A 13,566-nucleotide genomic window follows, 5' to 3' on the forward strand; every position below is an offset into this window, starting at 1 on the left:
GCGGCGATACGCTTTTGTGAAGGCCAACCGCCACCCCGCGCCCCCGACTGAACACCCACCGATACTACCGCCCCATACCACTTACCCTACTTTCACAACCTTGATGCTAAAACCGATGCTCCTGCCCGAGGGGGGGCCGGTACAGCGCGCCTGGAGGCTCCTCAGAGACGCGCCGGCAGGCCACCTGCTGTCATTGACTCCCCCGTGATGGGCCGCCTATAATCAACCGTATCCAAGCACCGCCGGATGGTTATCAAGCTCATGCATGACGCCTCGCCGGCGACGGAACACGCTCCGTCGCCTTCCGCATATCTTTGGCTGGCCACCGTTCCGCTCATCTGGGGATCCCACTTCGTATTCCTCAAGATCGTGTACGAGGACTACACGGTCATGGGGATGCTGAGTCTGCGGTACCTCCTGATGTCGGTAGCCTTGTGGGTCGTACTGTGGGTTACTGAGCGCGACCTGCGCTTTGACCTCAAGGACGTGCCCTACCTGGCCTTCTTTTCGCTGCTGATGGTCACGATCTACCAGGTGCTCTTCGCCCTGGCCATTCAGTGGTCCTCGGCAGGCGAGAGTGCGCTGCTGATCAGTACGGCGCCGATCTTCACGGCCTTCACAGCGGCGATCCTGGGCTGGGAGCGACTGACACGACGGATGACGGCAGGCATTGCCCTGGGCTTCGCGGGAATCACTGCGGTGATCCTGGGCGGCAGCGGGCTATCCTACCTTCCTCCGACCCACGTCAAGGGTTGCCTGGTGATGGTCGTCTCCGCCGTGCTGTGGGCCTGGTACGCTGTGCTCGCCAAGCCGCTGCTTTCGCGGTACTCACCAGTCAAGGTCACCACCTACTGCCACACCCTGGGTGGTATCCCCCTGATCCTGCTGGGAGCCCCGGACGCACTCCACACGACGCCGCAGGTGATCGCGCACTTGGCCGATCCCCTGACGCAAGGCCATGCGCTGTGGGTGATCGCCGGCATCCTGTTCTATGCCTGGCTCTCCGGGTCCTACGCTTTCACGGTGTGGTATCGGGCTGTGCAGCGACTGGGCTCGGGGCGAACCATGATGTTCCAGTACTGCGTGCCGGTGGTCGGGCTTCTCGCCGCCATCGTCTTCCGGCGGGAGTATCCGAGTCTGGTGCAATGGGTGGGAGTAGCCCTGACGCTGTGCGGCGTGTTCTTTGCGGCAGCCCGCCCACAGGTCTCCGCAGTCCCTGTGGCGGCGACCGACAGGAGTGAAATCGTTGACGGACCTGACACCGCTTGCTGAAGCTGTTGAGCATTTCCGTCAGGGCGGCTTCATCGCCCTGCTTGATCACCCCGAACGGGAGGGCGAGGCCGACCTGCTGTGTGCGGTCGAGCACATCACGGGCGAGAAGGTCAATTTCATGGCCACCCACGCCCGTGGTCTCGTTACCGTTGCGATCAACGCACGACGGCTGGAGGAGCTCGACATCCGACTCATTGAGCCCCGCTTCCATGGGGACAACGTTCCCGCCTTCACCGAGACGGTGGACTACAACCCCACCACCACTACGGGCGTATCGGCCTTCGAGCGTGCGGCAACGATGCACGCCCTGATTGATCCGCAGACCAAGCCCGAGGACTTCATGCGCCCCGGCCACGTGTTCCCGCTTGCCGCGGCACCGGACGGGCTAGCGGAGCGCAGAGGCCATACCGAGGGTGCGATCGCTCTGGCACGCCTGGCGGGACTGCAGCCTGCGGTCGTGATGTGCGAGGTCATGGCCCCGGACGGGCACATGGCTCACGGGGAACAGATTGCGGCCTTCTCTCGGCAGCATGGGATCCCCATGGTGAGTGTGCCCCAGATTATGGCAGCCCTGGCCGAGAACTAGGACCCCGCGACACCTCTCCTGCGGGCCCTCCTCGGTCGGCCGCCTTCGCGTCGTGACCGCGCCCAGCCACCCGTGGGGCGCCGGGGCCCCTGCGCCGGCTTAGCAACGGGCTTCGCGCTCCTCCTAAGGACACCAACAACCCGGAGGATGAGACGCTGTGAAGCGCCTGCTACTGCTTGCCGCCCTTGTCATGTGCGTGGTTGCCGCAGCCCAGAACCCACAGGGCAACTCGGACAACACCACTTCGTCCTCGACACCGACAACCACCGTCGCACCCCCGATCACGAATCCGAGTCCCTACACCGTCGTGGGGACTCCCTTCGAGATCTGGCGGGCCGGTCAGCAGCCACCCGCGGGATACACTCTTCGCCCCGGCGATATCCTGGCCATCACCGTATGGGACGCTCCCGAGCATACCGTCCCCAGCACGATCGTGCGCCCTGACGGCAAGATCGCTCACCCCTTCCTGGGCGAGATCATGGCGGCCGGCAAGACGGCTGAGCAGCTCGCCGAGGACCTCCGCAAGGGCCTGCGCAAGGAGATCCGCAACCCCAACGTCGCCGTGACCATCCTCGGCTTCCGCCAGGAGGCCTTCTTTGTGATGGGCGCCGTGGCCCGACCGGGGATGTACCCGGTCTCCCAGCCCATCACTCTGCAACAGGCTCTGGCCTGGGCCGGCGACATGACTCTGCTGGCGGATCGCGACCGGGCCACCCTGGTCGCCCCTGACGGTAAGCGCACCGACTTCAACCCCCAGGAGGAGCTCAAGCGGCCTGTCGGCCAGGAGACCATCAAGCTCTCGCCGGGCACCATCCTCATCTGCCACGAGCGACCGATCCAGCGCTTTGCGATTCTCGGTGCGGTCCAGCAGCCGGGCATCTACGACATCCCCGAGAAGGGCCGTCTCGCCGATGCCCTGGCCTTGGCTCGCGGTTTGGCTCCGGATGCTGCTCCAGAGTCCGTGCGCCTGACCCATGAGGGCGCCGAGCCGGTGACCCTTGACCTGAACAAGATCATGGCCAACAAGAACGACCCGGCCAATGAGCTGCTCCAGGATGGCGACGCGATCCTGGTGCCGCCACGGTCGATGGTGGCTGTGCTGGGCGAAGTGCGCGAGCCCGGCGTCAAGCAGTTGGTGGCAGGCTCCAAGGTGTCGAGTGCCCTGGCCCTTGCCGGCGGACTGAACCGCGAAGGCGATGAACGCAAGGCGCGACTGATGCGCGCCGATGGTAGCCTCGTCGAACTCGACCTGCATGAACTCCTTTCCGGTCGCAAGCCCGAGCTGGACATCGAGCTCAAGAGCGGTGACGCCCTTCTGGTTCCGCCGATCGACCTGTCGCAGGTGGTCATCATCGGCGCCGTCAAGATGGCGGGCCGCTATCCGATGGAACCGGGCAGCCGCGTCTCCCACGTCGTCGCCAAGGCCGGTGGGCTGGATGGCGAGACCGACCGCTGCCTGGCCTCGCTGGTCCATGCCGACGGGAAGACCGAGGATGTCGACCTCGTGCGCATCCTGGTCGATCGTGACCCCAACTCCAATCCGCTGCTGGTCGACGGCGACACGGTCATCGTCCGCTCCCTGGCTACCGGGTTCGTCACGGTTCTGGGCGCAGTCAACCAGTCGGGGCGAGTGCCCCTGGCGCAGGTACGACGCATCGCCGACCTGCTGGCGGTCGCGCAACCGGCCGAGAACGCCGGCGACGACGCCCAGTTGCTGTGCGCCGATGGCCGGACCCTGAAGGTCGACCTCGCCGCCGTCATGAGCGACAAGCGCTCTCAGGCGAACCTCGAACTGCACGAGGGCGACACGCTCATCATCAACAGTATGACGCGGAAGGTGGCTGTGCTGGGCGCCGTCAAGGAGCCCGGTCGGTACCTCTTGCGCAAGGGCAATCGCTTCTCGGACGCCCTGGCGGCCGCCGGAGATATGACCGACTTGGCCGACCGCAAGCACGCGACCATCCTTCGCCTCAGCGGCAAGACGGTAACCGTGAACCCGGCAGAGGCAATCGCCGGGGGCAATCAGGAGGCGAACCCGCTGCTTGAGGAGGACGACACCGTCATCATCGGCACCGCGCAGATGCAGGTGGCGGTCCTCGGCGAGGTCGCGCAGCCGAAGCAGTACTACCTGCGGCCCGGCGATCGTTTCTCCGATGCCCTGGCAGCCGCCGGCGGGATGGCGACCGAGGCTCGAGCCCGGACCGCAACGGTGCTGCGGGCCAACGGCCAGAAGCTCTCCGTTGACCTGGACCGCGTACTCAACAAGACGGACGCCGCGGCGAACCTCGTGCTGGAGGACCGCGACACGGTGGTTCTCGAGGCCGGTCCGCGGAACGAGGTCGTCGTCCTGGGTGCTGTGACGCACCCCGGGCTGCTCGAGCTGCTGCCCAACTCCCGGGTGTCGGATGCGGTTGCCCTTGGCGGCGGACTGACCAAAGACGCAGAACCCAGGCTGACGAAGGTAACCCGTGAGGGTGCCCAGGTGCAGGCCGTCGACCTGCAGGCCATCATGGAGGACGCGAGCTCGCCGGCCAACCTCCTCCTGCGCCACGGCGATGTGGTCTTCGTGCCCGAGCGCGAGATCTCGCGAGTGGTTGTGATGGGCTCGGTGCGCCTCCCGGGTCGCCATGAGCTGGACCCAGGCGCACGAGTCGTGAACGCGATCGGCAAAGCGGGCGGCCTCATGTATGAGACCGACCGCTCTTCCGCCACCCTCATGCATCCCGATGGGACGACTGAGACTGTCGATCTGGAGGCCGCCATCGACCGGCGTGAGGTGGCGGCGAACCTCCTGATGCGCGACGGGGATACCCTGATCGTCGACTCCGTGGCGGCCGGGCAGGTAGCGGTTCTGGGAGCCGTGCTGCGCAGCGGCCGCTTCCCGCTGTCCTCCGTCCGCTACCTGTCGGACCTCTTCGCCATCTGTCAGCTCTCCGCCGAGGCCGGGGACACCGCCACGCTGCTTCGCGCCGACGGCAAGACCCTCGACGTGAACCTTGATGTGCTCCTCAGCGACAAGCGCTCGGCCCAGAACGTGGAGCTGCGAGACGGCGACACCCTCTACGTCGACAGCTCCGCCCGGCGCGTCGCGGTCCTGGGAGGCGTGAAGCTGCCCGGACGGTATACGCTCCGACAGGGCAACCGGCTCTCCGATGCCCTGGCGGCTGCACAGGACCTCAGCGAGGATGCCGATCGGCACAAGGCCCAGATCCTGCGGGCCGACGGGAGAATCGTCATCGTCGATCCCTCCGAAGCCGTTGCGGGTGAGGACTTGGCCGCGAACCCCGTGCTGCAGGACGGTGACACCGTGGTGGTCGAGCGGGTTCGGAAGCTCGGCGTGCACGTGATGGGCAAGGTGAAGCAACAGGGACGCTTTGAGGTCAAGACCGGTACTCGACTGTCGCAGGCCATCGCCGTGGCGGGTGGAATCGACCCCAATGCCGACCCGACACGAGTGGCCGTCGTTCGCGGCACCGAGGCGCAGAATGTGGACCTGACAGCCCTCCTGCAAGGGGAGCAGCCGCCGAGCGACCCGCTGCTGCAGGACGGCGACCTGGTGCTGGTGCCCGAGTCGACCCACATGGTCACGATCCTCGGTGCAGTGCGCAAGCCGGGGACTTACCCCTTCAAGCCAGGCGACCGGGTGCTTGATGCCGTGGCCCACAGCGCCGAAGGCTGGCTGACCAAGGACTCCGCCCCGAGCCGGTCAGTGCTTACGCGCCAGATCCCCGAAGGGCGTGCCTGGCAGGTCGTCAACCTGACGGTGGCCAGCAGCCGTGGTGACATCAAACAGAACCCGGAACTGAAGGACGGGGACCTGATCTACGTGCCGGACGCGAAGACCGACCAGGTGCAGAAGGCCCTGTCGACCATCTTCCCGCTGGCGTCTCTGATCAATGTTCTGACCAACTAGGGGCGACTGCGAACTTCGCAGGCTCAGTCGGCGTTTGACTCTAGTGATAGTGAGGGGAGGGGGTACAGTGATGGACGCAAGGCATCGAGGGAGGGTGAGAGAGGTGGACGACCATGCTGGCCGCAGCGATCATCCTATTCCTCTTCCTGTGGCTGTCCCTTGCGGCCCTGGCCCTGAGCGCCTGCATGTTGGCCTCGAAGATCAGCCAGGAGCTGGAGCATCGCCCAGGCCACGCTAGCCGGGAACCAGCCTTGCGGAGAGCGGGGTAGTGAGCCCGAGGAACAGGAAACAGACGAAGGGCCGCCCTGATTGTGGGCGGCCCCGGTTCCTATAAGGGAGAGAAGAGGGTCCTGCGGCGGCGGGAAGCTCTTGCCCGACAGCCTACTTCTTGCGCTTCTTGCCCACTGCCTGGGCGTTCCTCTCGGCTCGCTTGCGTTGCCGGTGTTTCTTCTCGCGCTTGTAGATGAGCCACTGAGCAAGGTATCCGCCGCCGACGAGTCCGCCTCCGAGGATGGGGACGGCGACGAAGATGGAGAGGGTCGGGCTGTCTGCGAGTCGGCCGCCCGTCCACTCGAAGATCTTCAGCAGTAGATAGATGCCCAGGCCCAGGCCGATGACGACGCCCAGGAGCATCCAGCCCATGTGCTTGGCTTCTTTCATTGCAGCGGCGGTCCCTCCAGCATCCGTCCAGGAATGCCATCTGATCCAACCAACGCGGCCCAGTGTATCACAACCGTCGGGACCGTGCAGCCCCCTTTTCTACAGGCCCGATCGGTCGATGGTTACTCTCCCAGGCTCGCCTGTGCCCCCGACAGCCTGCCATAACAGCGCCGGACACCAGGTGCGATGATATCCCATGCAAGACGAACTCGCCGTCGAAACCAGGGGACTGCGCAAGCGCTATGGCCGCCTCACCGCACTCGATGGGCTTGACCTGACCGTCGCCCGCGGGGAGGTCTTTGGTTTCCTCGGCCCCAATGGCGCCGGCAAGAGCACCACGATTCGCCTGCTCCTGGGGTTGCTGCGGCCTACAGCAGGGACAGCTCGCCTGCTCGGTGTTCGTGCCGGGACTGTGCTCTCCCGGGAGGGCGGACGCGTCGGAGCGCTGGTGGAGGAGCCTGCCTTCTACGAGTACCTGTCGGCTCGGCGCAACCTGGAGGTGCTGTCATCGCTCGCCGGGCGCGTCGACGCGCGTCGCATCGACGAAGTCCTCGATCTCGTCGGTCTGCGGGAGCGGCAGCATGACCCGGTGCGCGCCTTCTCCCATGGGATGAAGCAGCGACTTGGGATCGCCCAGGCCCTGGTGCCTCGGCCGCAGCTTCTCATCCTGGATGAGCCTGCCTCCGGGCTCGATCCGCAGGGGCTGGTGGAGATTCGTGACCTGCTCTTGCGGCTCAACCAGGAAGAGGACATGACCGTCTTCCTCTCCAGCCACCTGCTCCATGAGGTCGAGCTGATCTGCACCGACGCGGCGATTGTGAGCAAGGGCAAGATCGTGAAGCGCGGCAAGGTCACCGACCTGCTGTCGGAACCGGAAACGGCCGTCCGAATCGTGGCCGACGACACCGACCGGGCACGCACCATTTTGGAGAACCTGGTCTTCGTGCGGCGCGTCGAGATGGTCGACGGACAGCTCCGCGCAACCTGTAGCCCCGAGGCGATTCCCGACCTCAATGGCGCCCTGGTTCGCGCGGGTCTGCGGGTGTCCCTCCTGAGCCGTGAGCGACTTACCCTGGAAGATCTGTACATGCAACTGATGTCCTGATACGCAGGACCTCCGATGAGGGACGGCGAGATTCATGCGCCTGGTTAGCCTGGTCCGAACCGAGCTATGCAAGATGTTCCGCCAGCGGGGAACCTATGCCGGGTTCGTCTTGCTTGCAGTGTTCATTGGACTTCTGGTGTGGGGAGTGTGGGCCGAAGGGCCGCCGATGGGTGACGTGAGTCGCCGCTTCGGCAGTGACTTCGCCGTCGGCGGCAAGACCGTGAGCGGGCCCTCGATGCCCTACTTCCTGCTCGAGATCCCGCCGGCGGTCGATGTGTTCCTTCCGCTGCTCATCAGCATGATCGCGGGAGGCATCATCGCCAGTGAGGCGCAGCGTGGGACGCTCCGGACGCTCCTCACTCGTCCCGTCCACCGCTGGGCAGTGGTCGTGGGCAAGCTGGCCGCGGCCTTCACCCATGCCGCCGCCATCGTCCTGTTCATGGGGCTGTTCTCGCTGGCGCTGGGCTACGTGGTGTTCGGACGCGGAGACCTGATCGTGATGGACAGGGGACTTCGTATCATCACCGAGCCGCAGGCACTTGGTCGCCTGGGCATCGCGTATGGGCTCACGGTGGTGACCATGTTCTCGGTCGCCGCCCTGGCACTCTTCTGCTCGACGATCTTCGAGCACCCGCTGACCGCCTCTGGCGTGACCGTGGGGTTCCTGATCGTCAGTGCCGCACTGATGGTGATCCCGGCCTTCGACTGGCTGCAGCCCTATCTGCTGACCAGCCATTTCCACGGCTTCAAGAAGGTCTTTGGCTCGACCATCGACTGGCAGGTCATCGGCATTGACCTGTACTACGTGGTGGAGTATACCCTTCTTGCCATTACCGGGACCCTGATGGTGTTCTGCCGGAAAGACATGACGTGTTAGTCCTCCGAGGACATGACTTGCTAGTCCTCCAGCAGTACGGCGTGGCCGGCCCGAATCTTGCACGACACGAAACAGGTGTAGGACCCATGCGAAAAGCGTTCTGTCTGGTGCTGCTTGGCTTGTCCCTGGCGGTCTCAGCCGCTGCGGCTCCCTCTGCGAGCGATATCCTGAACAAGGTACTGTCCCTGAACCGGGGCATCCGCGACTACACGGCAACGGTGACCGTCGACACGAACATGCCGGATCTGGACATCCCCCGGCGCACGGCCAAGGTGTACGTGAAGCTCCCGGACAAGACCTACGTCGAGTCCAACAGCATCGTGGTCATCCCGAAGCGCGCGCTGCTCTTCGGCGATCTGGCCAAGGAGGTACAAAAGGAATCCAAGGTGGTCCTGGCGGGCACCAAGAAGGTCGGCAACACCCCGATCTACTGCCTCAAGCTGATCCCCAAACAGGACACCGGTGCGCCGACGGGCCGTGAGCCCAGGGTCTTGCTGTGGGCTGAGGGCAGCCACTGGACCGTGACGAAGGTCCAGGCGCTCACGGGGACCACTGTGAACGCGACCGTGGAGTTCACGTACCAGCAGGTGCAGGGCTTCTGGATGCCGGCCCGGGTAAACTGCTCCATCCCGAAGGAGACGCTCGGGGCTCGCGCCTCAGGTTCGGTGAACGTGGCCTTCAGCAACCTGCGGGTGAACACCGGTCTGACTGACCAGTTCTTCGCCAAGAAAGAGGCCAGCCGTCGCGGGACCCATCACAGCGGACAGCACTGATCCGAGACGACGCAGGCAAGGAGCTACTCGCCCGTGAGTGAGATACCACAGGGACAAGAGGGGGCCAAAGCGGCGGAGAACCGTGAGCCCCTTGGAGACGAGGCGCCGCAGGTAGAGTCCGACGCTGCGACTCCAGAGCAGGAGGAGGCGCCATCGCCACAGGTGCCTTCCGAGGAGACGCCCTCGGTGGAGTCGCCTGCCTCGGCGCCCCCGCAGTTGCCCTGGGAAGTCACCTCCTTGCCGGCTTCGCTGGGTCGTCCTCTGACCCCGGAGGAGCTGCCGGGTGAGGAACTGCCGCTGGAGGACACAGGGTCTTCGGGCTCGGTCTCCCGTGCACTTCTGGCTGCCTTAGGCCTCCTGGCACTGGCGCTCCTCGCCGTGGGGGCCATGACACTCAAGCTATGGCTGGATCGCAGCGCGGCGCAGAGCAGTCTGCAAGCCGCGGTTGGTGCAATCTCGGCGACCGCCTCCCCGGAGTACGCGGGTACCGTCGTGCCTCGTCTGGATCCCTTGCGCAAAGCGATTGAGGCGGGCAAGTTCGACGAAGCCACCAGCCGTCTGGCGCACCTGGCCGACGGCGTCTCCGGTGGCTCTGCCACAGGTCCCAGTGAGACAGCCCAGGGACCTCTGGGGGTGCCCGGCGGTCTTGAGGGACTGGCCTCCGGTGTCGGCAAGGGAGGTCTCAAGCCCGAAGCAGCGGCGGCAGCACAGCGTGCGCAGGACGAGATTCCGCCCGAGGTGCTCAAGTTCTTCGAGGCACACCGTGACCTCGCCCAGGCCTTTGCGCAGGCGAACATGGCAGGCCTTGAGCTGAAGAAGCGCGGCGGCAACGTGGACCAGCTCCGGAGGATCCGTCAGGGGCTCGTTGAGGCCGCGCGCCTCAAGGATGAAGCTCAGGTGAGACGCCTGCTGACGCAGTTCCGAACCGAATTCGAGGCGCAGGCGCGCAAACTCAGTGGTCAGGCGCAGGGACCCGGCCGGCAGCGCCGTGCCCCTGCGGGTCAGAAGCGTCCGACACAGCCGCCTCGCGAACTCGTGAATCTGGCGCAGCGGGTAGACGGAGCTCTGCGTGCCGCCCAGGCCGAGGGTCGCGATCTACGCGAGCCGATGGAGATCCTGCGCACCGCCAGCGCCGCCGGTCGTGCGGGACGAATGCAGGAGGCCATCCGGGGCTACTCGCGGGCCCTGGCCGCCATCCGCAAGGCCCCCACCTTGCACGGTCAGCCGTCGCTGTTCCAGAACCCGCTGGTATCCATGTTCCTTGGCCTGCTGCAGGTCGAGGACCAGGACTTGGCCGGGGTACTGGACTCCCTGCGGTCCGTCTACACCCAGGCCAAGACGGACCTCTCGACCACGGTCTCCGCCAGCTTCAAAGGCGCTCTCGAGACCCTCACCAAGGTCGGGGCGCGAAGGCAGGCCTTCGGCAAACGGCTGCAGGAGATCAGGGGCGGCAAGGCCCAGCCGGTTGACCGCCAGAAGATCGAGGCCGAGATGCGCCAGCGGGCCGAAGAGGTCCGGGGCGAACTGGGCGACCTGCTCTCCCGGGTGCAGCAGATGAAGCCCGAAGACTTCGCGGCCAACCGCAACAAGCTGGTTGACCAGATCCTCAACGTGGTGTTCCAGCGGCCGACGGCTACACCGGAGAAGCCCGTAACACAGCCCGCAGCCGGCGGCCCCACTCCCACAAAGCCTGCGGTGACGGAGGGTGCCGCACAGGCTGAGCAACGAGTGCGGGATAAGCTGCTGCAATCTGCCGGACCTTACCTGAAGGTGCGCAGCGACCCGGCGCAGAAAGAACTCGCAGACCGGCTGCAGTCGATCTTCAGCCAGGCCCGCACCTTGCTCTCACAGGGCAAGTACGACGAGGCTGAGAGGCTGGCCGACCAGGGCAACGAGTTGCTCAAGCCGGCAGCCGGCCAGGGCGCAACCACGCCCTGAGGCCCCGGCGATAGACACTTCGCGACGCTCTCACAGCAGGGCCGTAGCTTGCTACGGCTCTGCTGCTTTGGCCCGTGTTGACTTTCCCGGCACGAGGGCCCAGTTCGCCGTGGGTAGAGGTTTTATATGCGGGTTGCGATCCTGGGTGCCAGCCACTGGCACGTGTCCATTTACTATCTCCCGGCGCTTCTCAGAGAGGGAACCGAGGTCGTGGCGATCCATGACCCTGACGCCGAGGTCCTGGAGCGCGTTGGAGCCGAGCTTCCCTGCACGCGCTACACCGACTTCCGCGAGTTGCTCGATCGCGAGCAGGTCGACCTGGTTTTTGCGCATGCGCCGCATTCCCATATGCCCGCAATGGCCTCCGAGCTGATCTCTCGTCGTCAGCCCTTCCACATGGAGAAGCCCATGGGCGTCGCCTGGCAGTCGCTCGCGCCCCTGGCTCGGGAAGTGGCTGAGATCAAGCTGTGGAACTCCGTGGCCCTCGTGAGCCGGCACTATGGGGTCATCGAGACTCTGGACCAGATCCGCGCAGCCGGTAACCTCGGCAAGCCCTGTCACTACTACTATCGGCTCTTCGGCGGCGGCCCCGAGCGCTACAAGGACTGGGGCGTAAGCTGGATGCTCGACCCGGCGCTCTCGGGTGGCGGCCCTCTGTTCAACTTCGGCCCGCATGTCGTCGACCTGTTCCAGTATCTCACGGGCGAGCCGGTGGCCCAGGTCCTGTGCTCCAAGAGCCACGAGGTGAGCCACCTGCCGGTGGAGGACCTGGCGACGATCTGGATGCAGACGGCCTCGGGAGTCGTCGGCATCGGTGAGGTCAGCTACACGGTGCCGGAGGGCTATGAGCGGTACTTCTCCTTCACCACCGACACCCTTCACTGGGGCGGCGAGGACCTCGGACAGGGCACCGTCCTGATGCGTGATGGGCAGCATGTGCCCTTCGAGGGCCACAACGCAGACACCGTCTACGATGGCTACGTGCACGATGTGCTGACGCGGTTCAACGCCGGGCAACCCGCCCGGGCAACCATCGTAGACATGCTGCACACTCTACGTGTGCTGTGCGCGGCGCAAGAGTCGAGCAGAGAGGGCGAACTTGTTCAGGTAAGTGCGGCACGTTAGCGACAAAGTTCGTCCAAAACCATAGTTTAGAGCGCTGCGACGGTTGACTTCGTTGGACTGCTGACGTAGACTTTTGGCGCCAAACCATGGGGACCGGGAGTCCGACCTCCTGTCCCTGCGCGCTATACGGGAGGACTGGGTTTCCCATGCCGATTGAAGTAAGTGCACCCGGACGAATCTGCCTGTTCGGGGAGCACCAGGATTTCCTGGGGCTTTCGGTGATTGCGGCCTCCATCGACTTGGACATCCGCATCACCGGTTCTCCGCGCCGGGATTGCATCTTTGCGGTTCGCATGCCCGACCTCACAGGGCGCGAGCCGGATTTCGACCTCTTCTGCGATTCCCAGGAGTTGCCGTACCGCAACAACCGCGACTACCTTCGCTCGGCCACCAACGTTCTGCACCGACTTGGCCTGCCGATGGAGCGCGGCTTTGACTGCGAGATCCGCGGGACGATTCCCATCAACGCCGGCACCTCCAGCTCCTCGGCTCTCACCATCGCCTGGCTTGCCTTTCTGCTGTACTCTCAGCGGGGACAGCTTCAGGAGAGCCCCTCGCAGATTGCTCACCTTGGGTACCAGGCCGAGGTCCGCGAGTTCAACGAGCCGGGCGGGATGATGGACCACTACACCTCGGCCGTCGGTGGACTGCTGTACATCGACTGCGGGGAGCCCGTCACCATCAGCCAGTTGGACGCTCACCTCGACGGCTTTGTGCTCGGCAACAGCCTGGTGCCCAAGAACACCACCGGGGTCCTGCGGGAGTCTCGTGTCGCGACCAACGCGGGCATTGACCTTCTGTGCAAGCACATCCCCGACTTCGACTTCAAGAGCACGCCACGTGAGCAGGCCGAGGAGTTCTACGGGCTGATGGAGCCGCGCATCCAGCGGCGCATCAAGGCCCACTTCATCAACCGCGACCTGTGCCAGGAGGCGCGTCAGATGCTTGCCTCCGGACAGGTCGACGAGCAGCGCCTCGGCGAGATGCTCTACGAGCACCAGGTACAGTTGCGCGACGGCATCGGCGTCAGCCATCAGAAGCTGGATCAACTGGTCGAGGCGGCGATGGAGGCCGGTGCTCTCGGTGGCAAGCTCAACGGTTCGGGCTGCGGCGGAGCGATGTTTGCCTACGCACCCGGTCGGCAGGAGGAAGTTGCCGAGGCCATCAACCGCGCCGGCGGCAAGGCTCACATCATCAACCTGCGCGAGGGCGTATCGGTGCGTGAGTGGTAGGCCGGTTGCGGCAAGCCAACAACTGAGACAAACACGAAGGGCCGGCAGCGATTGCCGGCCCTTTCCGCGCGTTAGGAACCTGACA

The 13,566-nt window shown here is 65.2% G+C and carries 11 protein-coding genes; 10 read left to right on the plus strand and 1 reads right to left on the minus strand.

The annotated features are described in order from the left end of the window. Positions 1 to 246: 246 nt before the first annotated feature. The 4 genes from ABFE16_13050 to ABFE16_13065 all read left to right on the plus strand — a co-directional run bounded on the left by ABFE16_13050 (position 247) and on the right by ABFE16_13065 (position 6,040). The gene (locus ABFE16_13050) at positions 247 to 1,272 is read left to right on the plus strand and encodes a DMT family transporter (GenBank protein MEN6346220.1); all 1,026 of its coding nucleotides are present in this window, start codon (positions 247 to 249) and stop codon (positions 1,270 to 1,272) included. Further along, entirely contained in the window at positions 1,247 to 1,858 is a 612-nt protein-coding gene (ribB, locus tag ABFE16_13055) for a 3,4-dihydroxy-2-butanone-4-phosphate synthase (protein MEN6346221.1), read from the plus strand. The genes ABFE16_13050 and ribB overlap by 26 nt, the downstream gene beginning before the upstream one ends. Positions 1,859 to 2,015: 157 nt before the next feature. Beyond that, positions 2,016 to 5,771: an SLBB domain-containing protein gene (locus ABFE16_13060; protein MEN6346222.1), complete on the plus strand. Its 3,756-nt coding sequence runs from the start codon at positions 2,016 to 2,018 to the stop codon at positions 5,769 to 5,771. Between the two features lie 113 nt (positions 5,772 to 5,884). After that, positions 5,885 to 6,040 carry a hypothetical protein gene (locus ABFE16_13065; protein MEN6346223.1) on the plus strand — a complete coding sequence of 52 codons (156 nt, stop codon included), beginning with the start codon at positions 5,885 to 5,887 and terminating at the stop codon, positions 6,038 to 6,040. 112 nt (positions 6,041 to 6,152) lie between these two features. Here the strand turns inward: ABFE16_13065 and ABFE16_13070 are convergent, their stop codons facing one another. After that, on the minus strand, positions 6,153 to 6,431 hold the full coding sequence (locus ABFE16_13070; GenBank protein ID MEN6346224.1) for a hypothetical protein: 279 nt from the start codon (positions 6,429 to 6,431) through the stop codon (positions 6,153 to 6,155). Positions 6,432 to 6,627: 196 nt separating this feature from the next. Between ABFE16_13070 and ABFE16_13075 the strand changes: the two genes are divergently transcribed. From ABFE16_13075 to ABFE16_13100, 6 genes are all read left to right on the plus strand, one after another. Further along, the gene (locus ABFE16_13075; protein MEN6346225.1) at positions 6,628 to 7,536 is read left to right on the plus strand and encodes an ABC transporter ATP-binding protein; all 909 of its coding nucleotides are present in this window, start codon (positions 6,628 to 6,630) and stop codon (positions 7,534 to 7,536) included. Positions 7,537 to 7,570: 34 nt separating this feature from the next. Further along, the gene (locus ABFE16_13080) at positions 7,571 to 8,413 is read left to right on the plus strand and encodes an ABC transporter permease (protein MEN6346226.1); all 843 of its coding nucleotides are present in this window, start codon (positions 7,571 to 7,573) and stop codon (positions 8,411 to 8,413) included. An 86-nt stretch (positions 8,414 to 8,499) separates the two neighbouring features. Beyond that, the gene (locus ABFE16_13085; GenBank protein MEN6346227.1) at positions 8,500 to 9,186 is read left to right on the plus strand and encodes a hypothetical protein; all 687 of its coding nucleotides are present in this window, start codon (positions 8,500 to 8,502) and stop codon (positions 9,184 to 9,186) included. Positions 9,187 to 9,219: 33 nt separating this feature from the next. Further along, positions 9,220 to 11,124 (plus strand): hypothetical protein, encoded by a 1,905-nt coding sequence (locus ABFE16_13090; protein ID MEN6346228.1) that lies wholly within the window; start codon positions 9,220 to 9,222, stop codon positions 11,122 to 11,124. 126 nt (positions 11,125 to 11,250) lie between these two features. Continuing rightward, complete coding sequence (locus ABFE16_13095) at positions 11,251 to 12,249, plus strand: Gfo/Idh/MocA family oxidoreductase (protein ID MEN6346229.1); 999 nt, start codon at positions 11,251 to 11,253, stop codon at positions 12,247 to 12,249. A 146-nt stretch (positions 12,250 to 12,395) separates the two neighbouring features. Beyond that, complete coding sequence (locus tag ABFE16_13100) at positions 12,396 to 13,481, plus strand: galactokinase family protein (protein ID MEN6346230.1); 1,086 nt, start codon at positions 12,396 to 12,398, stop codon at positions 13,479 to 13,481. Positions 13,482 to 13,566 lie beyond the last annotated feature (85 nt).

Source organism: Armatimonadia bacterium, assembly GCA_039679385.1.
GTDB lineage: Bacteria > Armatimonadota > Zipacnadia > Zipacnadales > JABUFB01 > JAJFTQ01.